Genomic DNA, 22,053 nt, shown 5'->3' on the forward strand with positions numbered 1-22,053 from the left:
TTTACTATAACTGCTGTTCGCGGCGAAATTCTTAAAATTCGCGGGCATAACTAACACAAAACTGCATTGACGAAGCTTCCTTTGTCGCTCACAATTAATATACAGAATGGAGGGTTACGCCTATGGAAATCATCCCTTTAATGATTCAGCTCGAAGGCAGAAAAGTCTTTGTGATCGGTGGAGGCCGTATTGCAGAGAGAAGAATCCTAAGCCTCCTGCCTGCACATGCAAACTTAGAAGTTATCAGTCCTGAAGTTAGTTCAGCGATTCATTCCTTACATAAAGAAGGAAAAATTACTTGGCATCAGAAAACCGCAGAAAGAGAAGACTTACAGGAGGCTTTTCTGATTATCTCAGCGGCCAATATGCCAGAAATGGATCAGCTTGTTTCTCAGTGGGCTCCCCCTCACGCATTAGTGAATTGTGCCGGCAATCATCAATATGGGAATGTTCATTTTCCCTCCACTTTCAAACGGGGCCGGCTGCAAATAAGTATATCTACGAGCGGAGCAAGTCCGATACTAACCTCTCGCATTAAAAAAGATTTAGAAGGACAATATGATGAACGCTATGAACATTATGTAGACTTCCTTTTTGAAGCTCGGTCGTTGATTAAGCAATCTCAGCTTTCAAAAGAAGAAAAACAGAGCCTTCTTCGCAAAATTGTAGAAGAAGATTATTTAGACAGTAACAAACAGCAGCAGATTCTTACCCGCTTCAAAAAATAATCCCGGCCAGGCCGGGATTATTTTTACTTATAATATTTAGTCAGCGCCACTACTAGTGCGCCCATTTTTGGTTTCTCAGGCTCAATCATTCGTTTCACGCCAAAGTCTCTAAGTTCCTTAGCTGTCACCTTCCCTACAGCCCCTGCTATAACATGCTGATTAAAAGCCACCGCTAACCCTTCACCTTTTTCAGCAAATAAGTTCTGAACCTGTGTTTTACTGGTAAAAAGTAAGGCGTCCAGCTGCTTATGAGCAATCATATTTCTTAATTCGCCTACCGTTTCCTCAGAGGGTTCTTCGTAGTGATAAGGAAGTGATTGATAGAGTTCAATTGGAAGAGATGTTAAACGCTCAATGAGCTGCTTCTCTTCTTTATTATATAGCTGCAGGAAAAAGTTCCGGCCTTCGATATCTTCCTGCTTCAAATGTTCAATCAGTTCAGCCATTGTTCCGTCACTAGAAACTACTTTAGCCGATAAACCTTTTTCTTTCAGCCACTTGATGGTTTTGCTTCCTCTTATAGCGAGTTTTGTTTGTTTTAAAGCGTCAATATAATCCTTCTGCTTCCCCAAGCGTTCAGCTGCTTCTTCAAGAGCCTTAGCCCCGATTCCAGTCGTTAAAATCACCCAGTCATAGGAAGTGTCAATCAGTTTCTTTACGTCCTGTTCAGCACTGGCTTCATGAAGCCATTTTCTTCCCTGGATTGATTTGATGACAGCTGTTCCGCCTTGCTTTCGGATCATTTCTTCAATTGCTTCTGAATTACGGTCGGCTGCAATTCCAATAGTTTTGTTTAAAAGTGCATCCATAAATTCCAGCCTCTCTTTTATTTACTAAACGGCATTTCAAATGATTGGTGTACACGGTCGACCAATGCTTCTTTGAAATTAGGATGGTCGCTTAAATAATGAGCAAGAACCACATCCAATCCTTTATCATTCAATGCCTCTACCTTTTTATTCATAGATTGAATCAGCAGGCCGTCGAACCATAAATAAGGAGCAACGATAAGAGCCCGGCCGTCCTTCACCTGTTCTAAAGCTTCATCAAACGAAGGCTTTATCGCAGCTAAATAAGCCGTTTCTACTTTTCTGCCGAGTCTCTTTTCTAACGATCCGGCAATTGATTCAATGTCTATTCTCGTCTGAGGATCATAGCTTCCTCTTCCTACCAAAAGAACATCACTGTCCTCATTAACCTCACGAATCCGTTCCTCCACTACATCGATTAACCGGTCCTGCACACCTAAAGGTTCACCGTATGTAAATGAAATAGAAGGATATTTCTGCTGGGCTTTCTCCAGTTCCATCGGGATATCCTTTAACGCATGGCCGGCCGTCAGTAATAAAATAGGGACAACTGAGATGGATTGGGCTCCTGCCTCGACAAGCTTCTGAATACCTTCCTCAACATTCGGGTTATTGATCTCTAAAAAACAGATCTCCTGAAGAGGTGCATCAACTTCCGACTGGATCGAGCGGATAAAATCAATGGCTTCCTGCTTGCCTTTTTCGTATCGTGTGCCGTGACTGACATAAAGTACTCCTTGCATAGTGGTCCTCCTTTGTCGTTAAATGGCGGAAGATACGGCAGAGAGCTGTGTTTTCTCGAACCATTGAAGCTGCTCTCGCAGACGTACGACCTCTCCAATCACAATCATCGAAGGATTAGCGATTAGATGGAGCTTATTTTGTATGGTCGCCAAGGTTCCTGTGATGGTTTTCTGCTCACTTGTAGTTCCCCAGTGAATAATCGCAACAGGCAGATCAGGATCCATTCCGTACTTAGTTAGCTGCTCACACGTATAAGGGAACTTTTTCACTCCCATATAGATGCATAAGGTTCCTTTATGTTTCGCTAGATCAGTCCAGTATTCTACAGTGTCCTGATTCGGATCCACCCCGGATACAAAAGTGACTGAAGAACTGAGCTCTCGATGAGTCAAAGGAATGCCTGCATAAGCGGGTGCAGCTGCACCGGATGTTATTCCGGGTACGATTTCAAAGTCGATTCCTTCCTTATAGAGGACGGCTGCTTCTTCGCCGCCTCGTCCAAAGATGAAAGGGTCTCCTCCTTTCAAACGGGTAACGACTTTCCCTTGCCGGGCATAATAACACAATAAGTCATTGATTTCTTCTTGTTTTAATGTATGCTGATCCGGCATTTTACCGCAGTAAATGAACTTAGTCCCAGGGGAAGCGTATTGAAGGAGCTCTTCATTTACCAGACGATCGTACAAAAGAACATCAGCCTTTGCGATCGTTTTCATGCCTTTCACGGTGATTAACTCTGGGTCTCCTGGTCCTGCACCAACTAAATATACCTTCGCCACTGTTATACCCCCATTTTATTTGAACTGCCTCATTAAATCCAACTCTTTTGTTTTAATAACTGAATAATTTGATCAGCCGAAGCTTCCTCAGACTCTTGATCTGTATGAACGACCAGCTCACTATTGACCGGTTCTTCATAAGGAGAATCGATGCCTGTGAAAGAAGGAATTTCGCCGTTTCTCACTTTTTTATAAATTCCTTTAGGATCACGCTGTTCACATTCTTTTAAAGGACAGTTTACGTAGACTTCGATAAACTCGTTATCTTCTAAACTTTCACGGATTTGATCACGATCGGATCGAAAAGGTGAAATAAAGGAGGCCAGCACGATCGTACCGCTGTCGGCAAATAGTTTAGCCACTTCTCCTATCCGCCGAATATTTTCCTGTCTGTCTTTTTCACCAAAACCTAAGTCTTTATTTAAACCGTGCCGTACGTTGTCACCATCTAAAACATAGGTTTGCAGACCCTTTTGATGAAGCTTCTGATTCACTATATTTGCGATCGTAGACTTCCCTGACCCCGAAAGGCCGGTAAGCCAAATCACGCCGCTTGAATGGTTATTTTTCTTTCGATAATCTGCTTTTACTACTGAGGTATCATGCCACGTTAAATTAGAACTCATATTCACCCGCTCCTCTTCTTTACTTTATTGTGGTACTTTTCTTAGGCCGTCAATAAGGATGCCGGCTACTTCAGGACGGCTGAATGTTTCAGGCGGCTTCTCCCCATTTCTAAGCATTTCTCTTACTTTCGTTCCTGATAAAATCACGTGCTGGTCGCTATCGTGCGGGCATGTTTTACTTGAAACCATTGCTTTGCACGTATGGCAGTAGAAGCTGTGTTCAAAGAACAGCGGTGTGATGCCCAGCTCATCCTCTGTAAAATTAGAAAAGATTTTCTGTGCATCATAGGTTCCGTAATAATCACCTACTCCTGCGTGGTCTCTTCCAACGATAAAGTGGGTGCAGCCGAAGTTTTTACGAACGAGAGCGTGGAAAATAGCTTCTCTTGGTCCTGCATAGCGCATCGCTGCGTTAAATACGGCGAGGAAGACGCGATTTTTCGGATAATAATTATCGAGCAGCACATGATAGCTTTTTAAGCGTACATCACTGGGTACATCATCACTTTTCGTTTCGCCAACGAGAGGATTTAAAAACAAACCATCGACGGTTTCCAAAGCTGTCTTCTGGATGTGTTCATGAGCACGGTGGACAGGGTTACGGGTTTGAAAGCCAACGACCTTTTCCCAGCCAAGCTCTGCAAATTCATTTCTTGTCTCTGCCGGGTCGAGATAATATACTTCTGAATGCTTGCGCGGCGGGCGCTTGACTAAATGGATCGCTCCTCCTACGTAGTAAGCAGGACGTTCAAATAACTTCTTAACTCCAGGGTGCTCTGTTTCAGACGTTTGATAAACCTTTTGTGCCTCAAGCTCTTTGTCAGGCTGATAGACTTCTTCTACGTCAATCCAACCATAAACCTCTCCGTCTTTAGAGAGTGTCGCTTTACTTCCCTTTTGGAGCTCCTGAGCTTTTTCTTCGTTAACGGGCAGTGTGATTGGGATACTCCAGGCGATCCCGTTAGAAAGCCTCATATTGTTAACGACAGATTCATAGTCTTTCTGGTTTAAGAAACCCGTAATTGGACTGTAGGCTCCATTTCCGATCAGCTCGAGATCGCTTATAGCAATTTCATCTAAAGCGATATCATTGGTAATTTCAACTTTTGCTAAATCTTCCTTTTCTACGATTCGGTTTACTAATTGTCCTCCGTGTGGTTTACTGACTGTCATAATTCATTTCCTCCTTAAATGGCTTCTTCAGCATGGCCCCTCGGCCGAAATTTGTGATGATTAATGTAGCTAGAATGCCTCCCGATATAATGGCAACATTATAGAAACTTGAATTTAGGAATATTTCAGTAAGGCTGAATGCGAGTACTAACGAAATAATCGGAGAGGTCACCCATACTTTCAAAATTTGATAGATTGTCTGGTTCCTCCATATACCCTTCCAGTCTTTCGCGGCTCCTACTCCGACAATACCGGAAGTGGTTACCTGGGTCATCGGAATCGGAATTCCAAACACGGAAGCTCCAATGACTAACAGCCCTGAAGTCCCAGACACCATAATTCCGTCTGACAGTGTAAGGTGTGAAATTTTCTTCCCATTGGTTTCAAGAACCCGGCCCCCGAGAAAAATACTGCCCAATGCAATAAAGATGCCTCCCGTCAGAAGCCCTAACTCCTTATCCAGCACCCCTGCTCCTACCAGAGGCCCTACTGCGTTTGCGACATTGTTCATCCCTGCAGCAAATGCTTCAAGAAAGCCTGTAAGTATTAATAGAAAGCAAAGGCACTTTGTCACCTTATTGGAAGCGGGAAAGGAAAACCATTTTCTTAACCGATTGAATAGTGATACAAATATAAAGACGATAAGAAAGGAGATGATGGGAACTAAAACCCAAAATAGAACAATCTCCAGTAAATTAAATAAATATATCTGCTGTAAGGAAAGCCCTACTCCAACGATTGATCCTATTGTTACTTCACTTGTAGAAAGGGGGATCCCGATCATATTAGTGAAATACAGGGTAAAAGCAGAAACGGCTAAAATTATCGTAGCTACTTGAATCGTTAAAGCACCTTCTGGGATTAAACCTTTTCCAATCGTTTCTACTACTTCTCCTCCCCATAAAGCACCAAGTAAACATCCCGTTCCACTCAGGATTAAGGCTATACGCTTCCTCTTTATAACTCCCGCTCCATACACAGTACCCATGGTAGCGGCAGCCCCGCTGGCACCGACATTAAAAGCAAAGAAATAAGCGACAAGAAAGCCTGCCAGCAGGAAGCTCATGTTTCTGAGCCTTTAGCTTGAACAGTATGCAATCCACATTCGGTTTTCTCAAATCCCTGCCATCGGCCCGATCGGTTATGAGGGTCATCAGACGGCGAGGTGCATGGCATACAGCCGATACTCGCATAACCTCTATCATGCAGATCATTATAAGGGAGATTGTTTTCCTTAATATGATTCCAGACATCCTCCCACGTCCAGTGAATCAATGGACAGACTTTGATGGAACGGAAACGATCGTCTTTATTTACGTAATCCGTTTTACTGCGGCTTGGAGACTGCTCTCTCCTCAATCCTGATACCCATGCTGTTGCTCCTTTTAATGCTTCTTCGAGCGGTTTGATTTTTCGGATATAACAGCATTTATCGGGATTGGACTGCCACAGCTCATCTCCGTGTTTTTCGGCTTGCTCCGGCAGGGTTAAACTTGGCTGCTTCATCGTAATCTGCAAACCAGGGAACCGTTCTTTTATCCGGTCAATCAATTCGTATGTTTCCTGAAAGTGAACGTGTGTATCTAGAAAAACAATTCGGGCATCTTTTTTCACCCGTGAAATCAAGTCGATTAACACTATTCCTTCTGCCCCAAAGCTGCAGGCATAGACAATGTCGTCATATGCGTTATATGCCCATTCCAGAATAGATAAGGCTCCCTTTGTTTCTTTATCAGGTATTTGACCAGCAAAAGGATCCTTCTGGAATGAATCATAAGTTATGAGTTCTTTCACTTTATTACCCCCCTTTATTAAAAGACTCTGTTAAATGTTAATGTTGACTTCCCTGAAAAAGGGTGAGCCTGCTCGCTCTTAAGCGGAGGACGTTCAGGTCTCCTCTCTGCGGGGTCTTGCCCGCCCGTTTTTTAAGCCGCAGAACCCCTTACTTTTTCTGTGTAATCAACACTGTCGTCTAACAGCGCCTATTGGAAAAACCGAAAAAAAATCCTCTCCTTATTCAAGATAAGAAGAGGAAAAGCACCACGGCTTATAAACTCTTCTTATCTTTCAAGCAGTTATGCTTGCTGGAATTAGCACAGTACTTTTTCAAAAGTCTGTTGCCGAGGTTTCATCGGGCCAGTCCCTCCACCTCTCTGGATAAGAAATATTTGTTTATGTGATTATATGGAAATATACAGTATGCGGGAGCACCTGTCAAAGGGGTTTTTTAGCAGAATTTGGCCATTAGATGCTCTAAACCCTTTTATCCCTAGTGTTTTAGTTGGTTTTAAAAAAATAAAAAAATTTTGAGAAGCCAAAAAAATGGCCTCTCACTCTTTGTGCATCTTTTTATAAAAAGGCAAAAATCCCAGAACAAGGAGAAAGACCAGGCTCGTTCCTGTTACTCCAATCCACCGGAAATTTTCCCACAGGGCTCCTACCCCTGTGCTGCCAATAGCTACTCCAATGTAATAGCTGATTAAATAAAAGCCGGATGCCCCGCTTCGGTGATGCTTAGCAGATTTGCTGACTAAAGCAGCTGCCATCGAATGAGCAATAAAGAATCCCATGCAAAGAAGACCGAGCCCGATCAGAACTAAAGCAACAGGTGCGGTTACCGTCATCCATACGCCTGATAACAGCAAAATGACACCGGCGAGCATCACTTTGGGAAGGCCGATCTGATTCGAAATTCTTCCTGCCAGCGGCGGCGCCAGCACCCCTAGCCCATACGCAAAATAAGTAAACGCGATCCACTTAAGCGGCCAGTTGTAAGGTTCCGCCTGCAAGTAAAAAGGCAGATACGTCCAAACCGCTGTAAAGACGATTTGAAGCAGCAGCCCCATTAGAAAAAGGGAAAGCATCTGTTTGTCAGTCAAATGGATCATCATTCCCCTTAAGTCCTGGCACAGCGGCTGATTCTGCTGTTCAAAAAATCTTTCCTTAGGAAGCAGGAACATAAAAAGAAGGGCAGCTGCCACTCCGAAGACGGCGACTGACAGAATCGTAGTTTCCCAGTCAAAAATGTCTGTTAAATAACCGGCAATCACTCGCCCGCCCATTCCACCAAGTGCATTACTTGATATGTACAATGTCATGGCAAGACCAATGTCTCTAGGAGAAACCTCCTCCCCTAAATATCCCATTGCCGCGGCAGGCACGCCTGCCAAGAAGAACCCTTGAAGAAATCTTAAGGCGACAAGGACTCCAAAAGAAGGAGAGAAAGGCATAACGATCAATAAAAGGACCGTTATGCCTAAAGAAACATTCATTATTGACAGCCGTCCGTAGCGGTCTGCAAGAAATCCCAATACAAATAATCCGAGTACCATTGAGAATACACAAGCAGACATAAGCAGGCTGGATTGCGTAGCACTGACATTAAATTCATTGACAAAAACAGGGAGTAACGGCTGAAACACATACAATGTGGAAAAAACCAATAGTGAAGCAAGCATTAATGCAGCCGTTATCCGCCAGAACCCCTGATCCTTGGGGGTATAGGGAGCCGGTGCTTCATTGCTGATGTCCATAATTTTCATCCTTTTATTGACTGAAATTCGCCGGGAATGATGTTAAATCAATGTTCCAGATAACAGGTAAATAGAAATAGATCGCCAAGGTCACAAGTACGATAGATAGAATGTTCAGAGCAAACCCGGCCTTAGCCATGTCGGGTATTCTCAAATAACCTGAACCGAACACAACGGCGTTTGGAGGTGTAGCAACAGGCAGCATAAAAGCACAGCTTGCAGCCACCCCTGCTGCGATCATTAAGCTGTACGGGTGCACATCAATAGCGGCAGCCAATGAAGCCATGATCGGGAACATCATCGTTGCAGTAGCCGTATTTGAAGTAATCTCCGTTAAGAAAATTACCAGCACAGCCACAACTGTAAGTATGAGTATAAAGCTAATGCCCTCAAGTACCGTCAGCTGTGTTCCAATCCATTCCGCAAGACCGGATTCCTGAAATCCGGATGCGATCGCAAGTCCAGCTCCAAACAGCAGAAGAATTCCCCATGGCAGCCCTTTTGCTGTATCCCAATCAAGGATAAACTCTCCTTTTTTCCTGGCGGGGATTAAAAATAAAATAATCGCGGCAATCATCGCAATGATCGTATCATCGATATTTTCATTAATATGCACTAATACGAAAGACCTTGAGATCCAAGCTATAGCCGTAAGTGTAAAGATCGTTAAAACAATTTTCTCTTCTCTAGACATTACGCCTAAGGCTTTACGCTCGTCATTAATGACCTTCTTTCCACCTGGAAGCTTTTTAATTTTCATTGGGTAAGCCATTTTAACCAGGTAGTACCAGGTGAGTCCCATTAAAATTAAGGTTAGTGGAACCCCAAAAGCCATCCAGCCGGCAAACGAAATTTGAACGCCGTAGTTTTGCTCCACTACTGCACGGAATATCGTGTTTGGAGGCGTACCAATTAGTGTTGCTAATCCTCCTATAGAAGCACTGTAAGCAATCCCAAGCATTGTTACTTTACCAAAATTAAAAGAAGAATGATCGACTGACTTCGTCTGCTGTTTCTCCAGCTGTTCAGAAGATTGATAGATTACAGCAAGACCAATCGGCACCATCATCATCGCTGTGGCAGTATTCGAAATCCACATAGAAAGGAAACCTGTAGCCAGCATGAAGCCGAGCACGATCATTTCGGTATTTGTTCCAATTAAAGAGATAATAAATAAGGCGATTCGTTTATGTAGATTCCATTTCTGCATAGCCAGGGCAATAAGGAACCCGCCCATAAATAGAAAGATAGTATTATCTCCATAGGAAGAAGCTGTGGCTCCCCCATCCAGTCCTCCTGTAAGCGGAAACAAAATCAGAGGCAATAAAGAAGTTGCAGGAATCGGAATTGCTTCGGTAATCCACCATGTAGCAATCCATAGGGTACTCGCCAAAACGGCTACGGCACTCTGCGATAAACCTTCAGCATCCATAAATAGTAAAGTAAGCGCAAACAAAATTGGCCCTATAATAAGTCCGGCTTTCTGTCTAGTTCCATACGAAGGTCCTGATCCGGCAGGTCCGGTCCCTTTACTAGCTGAATTACTTTTCTCTCTTTTCTGCTCTGTCTGTTCCTTCGTAGTTCCGGTAACGGTAAATTTCATCAAGTCCTTTGCTTGATCATGCATCTCCCAGAGACGAGACCAATAACCTTTTAACAGTGATTGATTTTCCAAGTTTTCTCCTCCCATCGTGTGGTCACATAATATATTTAAATTTTCATATATTATCAAATTTTAACACAATTCAGCAGCAGAAGACACAGGCTTTAGGAGCAAGAGGGAGCAAACAAGAAAGAGCCAGCGAATGAAAGTTCGCGAGCTAAGCCGACTGAAAACCGCCGGCTGGGTACGGCCGGGACGCACGGTACCACTGCAGACAAATGAAAAAGATAATGATGACATCAATGAGATCTCCACCGTAATACATGAGCATTCCTCCGCTTTCCGCCTCATGTCTGGGCACGCCAGACGGAGGGTTGCCGTAAATATACTTCGATAATATTCCATGACCTGCTAACGCGGCTACCATGACGGCTGACCGGTAGACGAAGCTCCGGCGATGAGGAGCAGGATCAATGTAAATTAGAGAGATCGTAAATAGATAACCGGCAAGAAATACATGAATGTGAATGAACAAATGCAGGAGTAAACTCTCGTGCATCGCTTCAAACAAAGAGGTAGTGTATAATACCCAGAGTCCTCCCACATTCAGAATCGACGCTGTAATGGGATCACTTAAGAAACGGACAAAAGACGTTCTTAGAATTGAAGTAACCTTCTTTGCTGGATTCACACTTGAAGCTCTTAGAAACAGTGTCATAGGGGCCGCTAAAGCCATGAGAAGAGGTGCCAGCATTCCAAGCAGTAAATGACCAAGCATATGAACAGTAAAATTGCTGTGGGCTTGCACTGCTATCGGTCCACTCACTGCCGCTAAACCAGACAATACACCAGCCATCCAAAGGACGGTTCGATAGACCGGCCATTTCCTGCCCTTTCGACGTGAATAAACGAGGGCAGCGACATAGAGAGCTGCAGCAAATATAAAAGGCACAGCCAATATGATCTGAGCTGCATCTACGATTGAGGTGCCTGAATGGTTATGCATTTCCTTTCACCGCCGCCTTCTTTGTACGGTTCAGCAAAATGAGCCCGGCCACAATCATAATCAACGCAAGAATGTTCCAGATTAGATCATATATTATGACGTTGTCTACATATCGAATCTGGTGAAGGCGCATCAGTTTATGCTGAATAGTGCCGTCATATAACTGAAAAGCCCCAGCCCCAAGCAGACTGGCGCCCCACCATCTCTTAAACCAGAATGCTTTCCTTCTTCGAAGATCAGCGACTAAAAACAGACCGCCAACTGTGGCAAACCAGCTAAACGCATGAAAAAAGCCATCTGAAACAAGACCGATATCTGTAGTAGATTTATCGTAAAAATGGTGCCAATGCAGTAATTGGTGGAAAAGAGTTTCATCTAAAAAGGCCGCGAGACCGACCCCGAATAAAATTCCTGATAGTAGATTACGGTTTAAGTACGAAGTGTGATTCCCACTCGTTATATCAGGCATATAATCCTCCTCTTGAGATTCTTAAAGTTAAAAGGTATGTAGAAAAAATTCCCTTCCTTCCTAACTATAAACTTATTATATCGAAAAAATATAAATAGATACGCGTGCACAATAAAACCCAAGCGGCTAATCCGCTTGGGCTTTGATTATGCTTCAGCAATTCCCTGCAAAGGAACCGACTGATTCATCATTTTAAGTCTGCTGATCTTCTCGCGAAAGCGCACAACTTCTCCTATTACGATCATCGCAGGGTTCTGAATCTCTTCTTTCTCAACGACACTCACTATATTTGAGATCTTTCCTGTGACAACTCGTTCCTCAGTAGTAGTCCCCTGCTGAATAACAGCAACCGGCGTGTCAGAGTTCTTGCCATTCTCCATCAGCTGCTTACAAATATACGGAAGATTGCTGACCCCCATGTAGATGGCTAATGTATCAATATTCTGGGAGAGACTCTGCCAGTCTATTTCTTTGTGATTGGACTTGCACCGGTGTCCTGCGACGACGGCAAATGAACTTCCCAGCTCGCGATGCGTAACAGGGATGTCTGCGTAAGAAGGTGCCGCAATACCGGATGTTATACCAGGAACAACTTCATATAAAATACCGTGCTTAGCAACAGCTTCTGCCTCTTCCGCTCCTCTTCCAAAAACGTAGGGATCGCCCCCTTTGAGCCGCGTGACGACTTTCCCCTGCTTGGCATACTTCACTAATAAGGAATTAATCGTCTCCTGTTTAAGAATATGAAATTTCGGATGCTTGCCGCAAAATATTAAGTCAGCTCCCGGTTTAGCTTTCTTAAGCAGCTCTTCATTAACTAAACGGTCGTAAAGAATGACGTCGGCCTGCTGAATACATTTTAATGCCTTTACTGTAATTAAATCCGGGTCTCCCGGTCCTGCCCCCACCAAGTAAACTTTTGACATACCTTTCTGCCTCCTAAAAAAGCTGTTATTCGGGTAATAAAACGTAGACCTTTTCGTTCTCTACTTCTACTTTAAACGTTTTTACACAGCCGCTGTCATGTCCTTGCACCTGACCGTCTGTTACATTGATCTTCCAGTCATGCATGGGGCAGAATACGCTGTCCCCGCTCACCATACCTTCGGCTAAGACTCCGCCTTTATGAGGACAGCGATTCTCGATCGCTTTAATTCTCCCGTTTGAAAGCTTGAAGATGGCCAGTTCCCAATCGCCTATGTGCACGGTTCTCCCTAATTTTTCCGGAAGCTCTTCAACATTTGCTACAAACACTCTTTTTATCAGCTGTTTCAATTTCCATTCCTCCCTAAAAGAATTAGTTTGAACCTGCTGGGACTTTTACGTTTTGATACAGATCTCTTAATAAAGTTTCATCCCCTAGTGCCTGCTCCCATGGTTCTTGAACAACAGATAAGGCTTCATCCATCCGCTGAATGAGATCGATAAATACTTTTTTATCTGAAAGAACTTTCTGAACGTGTTCGATTCCTACTCTCTCCACCCAAGCCGAAGTTCTTTCTAGATAAGCTGCATCCTCCCGGTAAAGCTGTAAGAAAGCAGCAGCTGTGTCGAGCACCTCTTCCTCTGTCTTCACCTTCGCCAGCAGATCGGCTTTTCTCATATGTGTGCCGCCGTTACCGCCTACATAAATCTCAAACTCACCGTCCAGTCCGACGACACCCACATCTTTAATAGAGCCTTCCGCACAGTTCCTCGGGCAGGCGGAGACGCTCATTTTTACTTTATGCGGGGTATTCAGCCCTTCAAATTTCTTCTCAAGCTGAATGCCTAAACCGACTGAATTTTGTGTGCCGAACCGGCAGAAGTCTGCTCCCACACACGTTTTTACGGTTCGAAGCCCTTTCGCATAAGCAGAGCCTGATGGCATACCGAGATCGGACCAAATGCTCGGCAAGTCTTCTTTTTGTACACCTAGAAGGTCAATTCTCTGGCCGCCTGTTACTTTAATCATCTTCACGTCATATTTATCAGCAGCATCGGCAATTTTTCGTAAATCTTCTGCATTTGTGACCCCGCCGTACATCCGTGGAACAACGGAATAAGTGCCGTCCTTCTGGATATTCGCATGGAGCCTTTCGTTTACGAAACGTGACTCTTTTTCATCCTCGTATACTGTCGGGTGGACCATTCCTAAATAATAATTCAACGCCGGTTTACATTTGGAGCACCCTTCATCAGTGGTCCATCCGAGCACGTTCATAACTTCCCGCACATGGGTTAACTCTTTTTCTTTTATTTCTTCAATGACTTCATCACGAGATAGAGTCGTACAGGCGCAAATGGTTTCTTTTTGATTCTGGTCGTATTCATCTCCAAGCGTATGCTCTAATAAATCGGCTACCATAGACTTACAGCCGCCGCATGAACGGGATGCGCTCGTACACCCTTTGACTTGCTCAACAGTTGTTAATCCTTCATCTTGGATAGCTTTCACAATTGTCCCTTTAGAAACACCATTACATCCGCAAATCATTTCTTCATCGGACATCGAGGCTATGAGATCGATCCCGGAACCTTCAGCCTGTTCAGCCTCCAAGTACTCTTCAATGGCTGCTCCTTTATTGATTAAGCTAAGCAGTCGGTTGCCGTCTTTCGTATCTCCAAATAAAACGGCACCCGTTATTACCCCTTCATCAACAAGAACCTTTTGATAAACGCCGCGCCAGCCATCAAATACTTTAATAGATTTTGTGTTAGGATCCTCTGTTATTTTGCCGGTGGAAAAAACATCGACTCCTGAAACTTTTAATTGAGTCGATAAAACGGACCCCTGATAACCTTCGCTCTCCATTCCGCAGATTCTTTTTGCCAGTTCGCTGCCCTGCTTGAATAAGGGAGCCACAAGTCCGTAAACCATTTCCCTGTGCTCGGCGCATTCTCCCACAGCAAAAACATTAGGTATTTCTGTTTCTAAATAATCGTTGACGATAATTCCTCTATTAACGGGAATGCCGCATTCCTTAGCTAAGCTTATATTAGGCTTGATCCCTACTGCCATAACGACTAGATCCGCCTTGACTTCCTCTCCGTCACTGAACTTTAAGCCGTCCACTCGATCTTCACCCGTAATCTCAACAGACTGCTTTTCGAGTAAGAAATTCATCCCCTGTTCTTCTAGTTCTTTTTGCAGCATTTTCCCTGCGGTTTTATCGAGCTGTCTTTCCATTAAGCTGTCTGCAATGTGAACCACATCCACTTCCATACCTAAATTTAATAAGCCCCGCGCAGCTTCCAGTCCTAGCAATCCGCCGCCGATGACGACCGCTTTTTTATAATCTTTCGCTGATTCTATCATTCTCTCACAGTCTTTAATATCCCTAAACGCGGTGACACCTTCTTTATCCGCCCCAGGAAGAGGCAGCATGAACGGAATCGATCCTGTAGCAATAATCAGCTTATCGTAAGAAACCATTCGATCTTTATCAGTAAAAATGAACTGCCGGTTTGTATCCATATGGGTAACTGTTTCTCCTGGATAAAGTGCTATATTATTTTCCTCATACCAATCCCAGCTGTTAAGCGTGATATCATCAATTTCCGTGTCACCCTGCAGGACTTTGGATAATTGAATCCGATTATAGTTTGGATAAGGCTCGCTTCCAAAAACCGTAATCTCAAATTGGTCCGGTTTTATGCTTAATATTTCCTCAATGGCCCGAATGCCTGCCATTCCATTTCCGATCAGCACAAGCTTTTGTTTTTCCATAGAATGTATCCCTCCAAAGATTAGTTATCTCAAGCTTTAATGTTAATTCTCATAAAAAATGGGGAGTCTCGCAGAACCCCTTCTTTTTATGGTTGATTTCAACACGACTTTTAACAGCGGCTAACTTAAAAACGGAGTAATTCGGACAGCTGTTACTTTAAATCCCGGCATTTTGCAGATAGGATCAAGCTCATCAGAGACAAGCTGATTCACATTTTGCTCCCCTCCCCAATGAAAAGGTACAAAAACGGTATCTTTCCTTATTTTCTCTGAAAATCTGCTCCTGACTTTAATTTTTCCAAACCTTGATTCGATGCTGACAAGGGATTGATCTTGGACTTGATATTTCTTAGCGGTCTCCGGATGAATCTCAAGAAATGATTCAATGTGTCTCGCTGCTAACGAGGGACTCTTTCGTGTTTGGACGCCTGTTAGATAATGAGCCATCACCCGTCCAGTGGTTAAAATAAGAGGATAATTTTCATCTTCCTCCATTTTCCGAGCTGGTTTCTCTGGAATAAACATACGAGCTTTTCCGTCTGGATGGGTAAAACCCTGCTCAAACATACGCTTTGTTCCCGTGTGATCTTCACTCGGACACGGCCATAACACCCCGCTTTGGCTTCTGATTTTTTCATAGGTGATTCCATAATAATCAGCTTTTCCCCCGCGGCTGGCCAGTCGTAATTCTTCAAAAATCTCTTCGGCTGATTGGAAGGGGAATTGATCTGCCTTGCCAAAAGTCCGGGCTAAGTCACAAATAATCTGCCAGTCGTGCTTTACCAGCCCGGGCAGTGGGTAACTGGCTTCTCTTAAAGTCACCCGACCTTCTACATTAGTCATTGTTCCTTCATCTTCTAAATAGGAAGAAGCCGGCAGGATCACATCTGCAAGTTCCGCTGTTTCTGAAATAAACATATCGACAACGACGAGGAAATCGAGTTTTTTCAAGCCTGATTTTATGAAGGAAGCATTTGGATTTGAGACAACCGGATTAGAACACATGACCAGCATTCCGTTTATCATCTGTTCATTTGCTTTTTCAAAAAGTTCATATGCCGACACTCCCTTACCTGGGAGGTCTTTCTGATCTACGCCCCACACTTCAGCTACATAACACCGGTCCTCCTTATTTTCAATCGACCGATAGCCTGGCAGCTGATCTGCCTTTTGCCCGTGCTCTCTTGCACCTTGGCCATTTCCCTGGCCAGTTATGGCTCCGTAGCCTGAATAAGGCTTTCCAATTTTTCCAGTGGCTAATAAAATATTGATAAAACTCCGGACGGCATCAGTTCCATCGATTTGCTGTTCAATTCCTCTAGCCGTAAAGATCATGCCCGACTCTTCCTGTCCAAAGGCAACGGCGGCCTGATACAGCTCCTCTATGGGAACCCCCGTTTTCTCTGCACATTCTTCAATGCTTAAGGTAGAAATATATTGATAAAGTTCATCAAAACCGCTGACACTCTCACTTACAAATTTTCGATCCATTAAATTTTCTTCTATAATAATTTTCAAAAGAGCATGAGCTAACACCGCATCAGTTCCGGGCTTATTCTTTAAATGCAAGTCAGCCAGATTTGTCGTTGCTGTTTCCCTTGGATCGATTGCAATGATGTATGCCCCATTTTCTTTAGCTTTTTCAAAATACGGCATAATGGTCGGCTGACATTCGGCTATATTGGTTCCAGCCAATACGATGCACCTCGTTTTTGAAATTTCCTGCAGGCTGTTTGTAAAACCCCGATCAACGCCAAAGCTCTGATTAGCGCCCGTAGCAGCTGAAGCCATACAGAGCCTGCCATTGTAATCAATATGCTTCGTTCGAAGCGCGACTCTGGCAAACTTCCCGAGTAAGTAGGCTTCCTCATTGGTTAGAGAAGCACTTCCATACACAGATAGTGCATCTAATCCTTTTTCTCTTTGAATCTCTGAAAATTTTCGGTATATGACTTCATAGGCTTCTTCCCAGCTTACAGGGACAAATTCTCCATTCTTCTTTACTAATGGCTCCTTCAAACGGTCCCTTAAAAAGGTGTGCTGATGGGCATTCATCCCTTTCACACAAAGCCTTCCTTGCGTTGTTGGATTATCTACTCCCACTGTTTTGTAGGTGTTCCTTGAAACCACTCTTTGTTCAATCAGCTGCATTTTACACTGCATGCTGCAAAAAGGACATTGAGAATCATAGACCTTTTCGGATTGGATGTCTTTCTGCTTATTGCGAAAATATTTCAGCATTAGTTCCGTCAATCCGGCTCACCCTTTTTTACAGTAAGTAAGAGGATGATCAACTCCTCTGCACTCGTTTCCTATTTAAATCATTATCTTCTTCCAAAGTCTCCATCAAATGATGACAAAGTTCTTCATCAAATAAAGCTTCTCTTATATGAATAAGTCCGAGCCTTTCAACCCACTGACTCGTTTCTTCTAAATACCTTGCTGATTTCCTATAGTATTGCAGACAGGCTAAGACAATAGTTTCTACTCTCTCCTCTTCCTGAACGACACAAAGCAATTGCCCCCTCCTCATACTGCTTCCGCCGATGTAGATCTCCCATTTCCCGCCTGAATACAGGGCTCCTATATCTTTTGCTTCAGCATCTGCTCTGTTGTGAAAGCACGCGGATATCCCCAGCTTCAAACGGTAAGGAACCTGAAGCCCTTCCGTCTCTTTCTCGATAACTTGAGCAATTTTTACAGAAGAAGATTTCTCACAATCACACTCATAATCTCCGGCAGCGGTAGTGATAGGGGCTACTTGATGGCCGTTATATTCTCTTAGCTGCATGTCCAATTCTTCTCTAAGAGCAGGAAAATCATGATCTTTTACACCTATCAAATGGATTCTTTGATCTCGTGAAACAGCCACTTGCAAGTAAGGGAACTTTTCCGCAGCTTTTGTGATTTTCCTCAGCTGTTCCAGAGTCATCATCCCGCCATATATTTGCGGCACAACCGTATTCCTTTTCTTTTCCTGAGCCTGCATCGATCCTTTATAGGGCGGGTAAATCATTTCTAAATAGTAATCCACAGCCAGCCGGCAAATTGAACAGCCATCTTCTCTCTTCCAATAAAGCTGTCTATATACCGCCTCTGCCGTTCTTAAGTTCTGAATCTGGATCTGTTCGACAAGCTCATCCTCCGTCAAGCTGGTACATGAACAAAGAGACAAATCCATCGCATTTTCCAGCTCTGATGGCTCACTTCTAATATAGTTAAGAAGATCTGTTACAAGAGATTTGCATCCACCGCAAGAACTGGATGCTTTTGTACTTTCTTTAATATCTTCAACCGTCGACAGTCCTTCCTGCCTCATGGCTTCCACAATTGCACCTTTACTTACCTGGTTACACGTACATATCGTCTGATTCATCGGATAAGAAGCAGCTGCTGAATTTTTAGGATCAGGGTTTTCCAGTAACAAAGCTTTATCCTTACTAGCAAGCACCTTCCTTTTAATAACAGCCTCTTTAATCAATTGGCTGGGTTCTGTCGTTCCGACTAATACAGCTCCTACTGCTTTATTACCTTTAAAAAGAACTTTCTTGTACACGGATATTTCCTCGTTATGATATTCAATCGATTTTGTTTCATCATCATTTGGTTCAAATTGGCCGATAGAAAAAACTTCAACTCCAGAAATTTTTAATTGTGTATAAAGCAAAGAACCCTGGTAGCCATCTGTTGCTATCCCGCATAAATGTTTTGCCAATATTTCTCCCTGCTCATAAAGCGGCTGAACCAGTCCGTAGACCCTTCCGTTATGCTCTGCACACTCACCTACCGCATAAATATCCCGGCAGCTTGTTTCTAAATAATCATTTACAATAATCCCATGATTTGTTTCCAAGCCGGCAGCTTCCGCCAGCGAGATCCTGGGTTTTATCCCAACGGCCATTACGACCAGGTCAGCTTCTGCAACAGAACCATCCTTAAACCGGACACCCTCCACACGGCTGCGCCCTAAAATCTTTTCAGAAGCTTTATTTAATAAAAAGTTCATGCCCTGTTCTTCGAGCTGCCGCTGCAGCATAATAGATGCTTTCTCATCCAATTGCCTGTTCATAATATGTGAGGAAATATGAACAACATCAACCTCCATTCCGATGTTCAAAAGACCCCGGGCTGCCTCTAACCCAAGCAGCCCCCCTCCAATAACAACAGCTTTTTTATATTCACGCGCCGCGGTAAGGATGCTTTCACAGTCTTCAATGGTACGAAAAGCTATCACTCCTTTTTTTTTGGCTCCCTTTAAAGGAAGCATGAAAGGAGAAGAACCTGTAGCGAAGATCAGCTTGTCATAATGGACCTTTCGATGTTGATCGGTTAAGACAGCTTTTTGACTGGCATCCACCTTTACCACCGTCTCTCCAGTAATAAGATTCACTCCACTTTGTCTATACCATGAGGAAGGATGAATCGTTATATCATCAATGGATGTTCCGCCCTGCAAAACAGTCGACAACATGAGCCGGCTGTAACCAGGCCGTGGTTCACTTCCGATTACAATAATTTCATAAGCCGACGGATTTTCGCGGAGAATGTTTTCAACAACCCGTACACCTGCCATTCCATTTCCAATGACCACAAGCCGCTGCTTATTCAATTCTCCACCTCCCGATTCGCGTTAATATTTTGAATATTTGGTTCAATATATCATGCAATCAGGAGTGTGTAAGTGTTTATGTCAGAAAACCTAACACAGAAATTACATAAAGCGTTTACATTTAAAACCTCTGTTCACCAGATTAATTTTTAATTAGGATCAAGCGGCGTGTAGGAGTTAAGAACGAGTTTGAGAATTTAATAGGAGAATTTATACATTTTTGACATTGAATAATTCAGAATAGGGTATTGTATTAAAACTTATTCTAGGAAAGGAGGTCTTGTTGAAAAAATTAAAAGTTTGTTAACCTATGGCTATATAAATATACTAATCTTAATTAAGGAGAGTCATTTATGGACAAAGACAAAAAAGAGAAAAGATTGAAATTCATGAACAGTACATTCTGGATTTCTTTTATCGTTGTCTCTTTATTTGCGTTATGGGGTGCATTAGCTCCAAAGCAATTGGGCGAGCAGGCAACCTTTATTTATGATTTTATTGCAGGCACCTTTGGATGGTTTTATTTAGGATTTGTACTATTTTTAGTTCTCTTCAATTTCTACCTTGCCTTTAGTAAGTATGGAAGAATCCGGCTTGGCGGTGATGATACAAAGCCAAAATACCCGCTCTTCACTTGGATTGCCATGCTTTTCAGCTGTGGATTCGGTGTAAGTATCGTATTCTGGGGTGTTGCAGAGCCGATGACACACTTTGGGAGTCCTCCTCCGTTTGACCCTTCCGTAGAAGCAGGAACTACAGAAGCTGCCAGGACAGCTATGTGGAACGCATTTTTCAACAATGGGATTCACCAATGGGCGTCCTTTACATTCGTAGGTCTGGCCATTTCCTACTTCATCTATCGTCAGGAAGAACGAAGTTTAATCAGTGATACTATGAATCCGGTAATTGGAAGTACAGGTAAGAAACCGCTTCGCAATACCATCGATATCATAGCGATTATTGCGACGGTTATGGGAGTAGCAACTACATTAGGATTAAGCGTACTGCAGATAAACAGCGGTCTGGGGAGTGTGTTTAACGCACCAACAGGTTCAACAACTCAGCTGATCATCGTCATAGTTATGTTCTTATTCTTTTCTGTCTCTGCCCTTTCTGGTTTGGACCGCGGAATAAAATACTTAAGTAATACAAATTTAGCATTAGCTCTTATTCTTATGGTTGCTGTATTATTTATCGGCCCTACAGGATTTATATTAGAAACCATTACAATGGGAGTTGGCGATTACTTACAGAACTTCTTTCAGGCAAGCCTGAGAATGGACAGTTACACAGACGGGACATGGGTTCAGGATTGGCCGATTTATTACTGGGCTTGGACGATTGCATGGTCACCGTTTGTTGGAATGTTCGTTGCTCGTATTTCCAGAGGACGAACCGTCCGCGAGTTTGTCCTAGGTGTTATGGTCGCTCCACCTTTAATCGGAATTATCTGGATCGGAATTTTCGGAGGTACGGCTATCCACTTCGATCTCTTCCAGGGAACAGATATTGCAGGTGCTGTAGCTGACGACCCTGCCACCGCTCTATTCAGCATGCTGGATAACTTGCCGCTTGGCTCAATTTTAGCAATTCTATCAATCTGTCTGCTCTTCACTTTCTTAGTCACATCTGCCGACTCTGCAACCTTTGTACTCGGTATGATGTCTACAAATGGAGATAAGAATCCTTCAGCAGTCATAAAAATGATTTGGGGTACACTGATCGCCTCAGTCGCTATCATTTTAATCATTAGTGCTGGGCTTGAGGGTCTTCAGACAGCTTCCCTAATCGGCGCACTTCCTTTCGCTGTCGTCTTGTTTATCGCCTGTATATCCTTATTGAAAGCGATACGGGAAGATTATAGGGAAACGAGAGAAGAACAGGAGAGAGAAAGACATAGAAGGATACAGAAGCAGATCGAAAGCTATAATTCTGATAACTAACAAAAAAGAAGCGGCTTCTTCCAATTGGGAGAGGGCGCTTCTTTGCGGCTAAATCTTATTTACTTTTTTCAATTAAAGCTGCTGCCTCAACATGTCAAAAATAAATGTGGTAACACATAGGTGCTGGCGAGAAAACTCTATAGCGCGAATGGCCTTTATATTCAGCAAGTTTGTTAAGTTAATAGAATCTTTAATGCTCCAGACCATCAGCTTCATACCTCTGTAAGCCCGGTCATATTTTTTCTAATAATTTTTAGAAAATTGGTGCATCTTTCTTTCAAATTATTCAGTAATTTATTATAATTATAACTTAAGAGCTATT

The 22,053-nt window shown here is 43.3% G+C and carries 18 protein-coding genes and 1 riboswitch; of the genes, 2 read left to right on the forward strand and 16 right to left on the reverse strand.

Going from position 1 to position 22,053, the window contains the following annotated elements:
* Positions 1-122 precede the first annotated feature (122 nt).
* Entirely contained in the window at positions 123-728 is a 606-nt protein-coding gene (locus HUS26_RS12105) for an NAD(P)-binding protein (RefSeq protein ID WP_173917393.1), read from the forward strand.
* A 23-nt stretch (positions 729-751) separates the two neighbouring features.
* Here HUS26_RS12105 and HUS26_RS12110 read toward each other — a convergent pair whose 3' ends face one another.
* The 16 genes from HUS26_RS12110 to nirB (HUS26_RS12185) all read right to left on the reverse strand — a co-directional run bounded on the left by HUS26_RS12110 (position 752) and on the right by nirB (HUS26_RS12185) (position 19,788).
* Complete coding sequence (locus tag HUS26_RS12110; RefSeq protein WP_173917394.1) at positions 752-1,537, reverse strand: uroporphyrinogen-III synthase; 786 nt, start codon at positions 1,535-1,537, stop codon at positions 752-754.
* A gap of 17 nt (positions 1,538-1,554) precedes the next feature.
* Positions 1,555-2,280 (reverse strand): sirohydrochlorin chelatase, encoded by a 726-nt coding sequence (locus HUS26_RS12115; RefSeq protein ID WP_173917395.1) that lies wholly within the window; start codon positions 2,278-2,280, stop codon positions 1,555-1,557.
* Between the two features lie 18 nt (positions 2,281-2,298).
* Positions 2,299-3,060 carry a uroporphyrinogen-III C-methyltransferase gene (cobA, locus tag HUS26_RS12120; RefSeq protein ID WP_173917396.1) on the reverse strand — a complete coding sequence of 254 codons (762 nt, stop codon included), beginning with the start codon at positions 3,058-3,060 and terminating at the stop codon, positions 2,299-2,301.
* 32 nt (positions 3,061-3,092) lie between these two features.
* Positions 3,093-3,686 (reverse strand): adenylyl-sulfate kinase, encoded by a 594-nt coding sequence (gene cysC / locus HUS26_RS12125; protein ID WP_173917397.1) that lies wholly within the window; start codon positions 3,684-3,686, stop codon positions 3,093-3,095.
* A 24-nt stretch (positions 3,687-3,710) separates the two neighbouring features.
* Complete coding sequence (gene sat / locus HUS26_RS12130; RefSeq protein ID WP_173917398.1) at positions 3,711-4,859, reverse strand: sulfate adenylyltransferase; 1,149 nt, start codon at positions 4,857-4,859, stop codon at positions 3,711-3,713.
* Positions 4,846-5,925: an inorganic phosphate transporter gene (locus tag HUS26_RS12135; protein ID WP_173917399.1), complete on the reverse strand. Its 1,080-nt coding sequence runs from the start codon at positions 5,923-5,925 to the stop codon at positions 4,846-4,848. Before HUS26_RS12135 ends, sat begins: the two co-directional genes overlap by 14 nt.
* Positions 5,922-6,653, reverse strand: a complete 732-nt coding sequence (locus tag HUS26_RS12140) for a phosphoadenylyl-sulfate reductase (RefSeq protein ID WP_173917400.1) — start codon at positions 6,651-6,653, stop codon at positions 5,922-5,924. The genes HUS26_RS12135 and HUS26_RS12140 overlap by 4 nt, the downstream gene beginning before the upstream one ends.
* A gap of 263 nt (positions 6,654-6,916) precedes the next feature.
* A riboswitch (SAM riboswitch) is annotated at positions 6,917-7,023 on the reverse strand.
* Positions 7,024-7,189: 166 nt separating this feature from the next.
* Entirely contained in the window at positions 7,190-8,392 is a 1,203-nt protein-coding gene (locus tag HUS26_RS12145) for an MFS transporter (protein WP_173917401.1), read from the reverse strand.
* A gap of 13 nt (positions 8,393-8,405) precedes the next feature.
* A complete protein-coding gene (locus HUS26_RS12150) occupies positions 8,406-10,052 on the reverse strand; it encodes an SLC13 family permease (RefSeq protein WP_371809630.1) in 1,647 nt (548 codons plus the stop codon).
* 160 nt (positions 10,053-10,212) lie between these two features.
* On the reverse strand, positions 10,213-11,001 hold the full coding sequence (locus HUS26_RS12155; RefSeq protein ID WP_173917403.1) for a cytochrome c oxidase assembly protein: 789 nt from the start codon (positions 10,999-11,001) through the stop codon (positions 10,213-10,215).
* Complete coding sequence (locus HUS26_RS12160) at positions 10,994-11,470, reverse strand: DUF2243 domain-containing protein (RefSeq protein ID WP_173917404.1); 477 nt, start codon at positions 11,468-11,470, stop codon at positions 10,994-10,996. The genes HUS26_RS12155 and HUS26_RS12160 overlap by 8 nt, the downstream gene beginning before the upstream one ends.
* 146 nt (positions 11,471-11,616) lie before the next feature.
* A complete protein-coding gene (gene cobA / locus HUS26_RS12165; RefSeq protein ID WP_173917405.1) occupies positions 11,617-12,396 on the reverse strand; it encodes a uroporphyrinogen-III C-methyltransferase in 780 nt (259 codons plus the stop codon).
* Between the two features lie 25 nt (positions 12,397-12,421).
* Positions 12,422-12,745 (reverse strand): nitrite reductase small subunit NirD, encoded by a 324-nt coding sequence (gene nirD, locus HUS26_RS12170; RefSeq protein WP_173917406.1) that lies wholly within the window; start codon positions 12,743-12,745, stop codon positions 12,422-12,424.
* Between the two features lie 22 nt (positions 12,746-12,767).
* Positions 12,768-15,179 (reverse strand): nitrite reductase large subunit NirB, encoded by a 2,412-nt coding sequence (gene nirB / locus HUS26_RS12175; protein WP_173917407.1) that lies wholly within the window; start codon positions 15,177-15,179, stop codon positions 12,768-12,770.
* A gap of 120 nt (positions 15,180-15,299) precedes the next feature.
* Positions 15,300-17,432, reverse strand: coding sequence for a molybdopterin oxidoreductase family protein (locus HUS26_RS12180; RefSeq protein ID WP_173917408.1), 2,133 nt, complete (start codon positions 17,430-17,432; stop codon positions 15,300-15,302).
* A gap of 37 nt (positions 17,433-17,469) precedes the next feature.
* Complete coding sequence (nirB, locus tag HUS26_RS12185) at positions 17,470-19,788, reverse strand: nitrite reductase large subunit NirB (protein ID WP_173917409.1); 2,319 nt, start codon at positions 19,786-19,788, stop codon at positions 17,470-17,472.
* Between the two features lie 353 nt (positions 19,789-20,141).
* On the opposite strand from nirB (HUS26_RS12185), the gene HUS26_RS12190 reads away from it, so the two are divergent.
* Positions 20,142-21,731: a BCCT family transporter gene (locus HUS26_RS12190; protein WP_173917410.1), complete on the forward strand. Its 1,590-nt coding sequence runs from the start codon at positions 20,142-20,144 to the stop codon at positions 21,729-21,731.
* Positions 21,732-22,053: the final 322 nt, after the last annotated feature.

It is taken from the genome of Halobacillus sp. Marseille-Q1614, from assembly GCF_902809865.1.
Lineage (GTDB): Bacteria > Bacillota > Bacilli > Bacillales > Halobacillaceae > Halobacillus_A.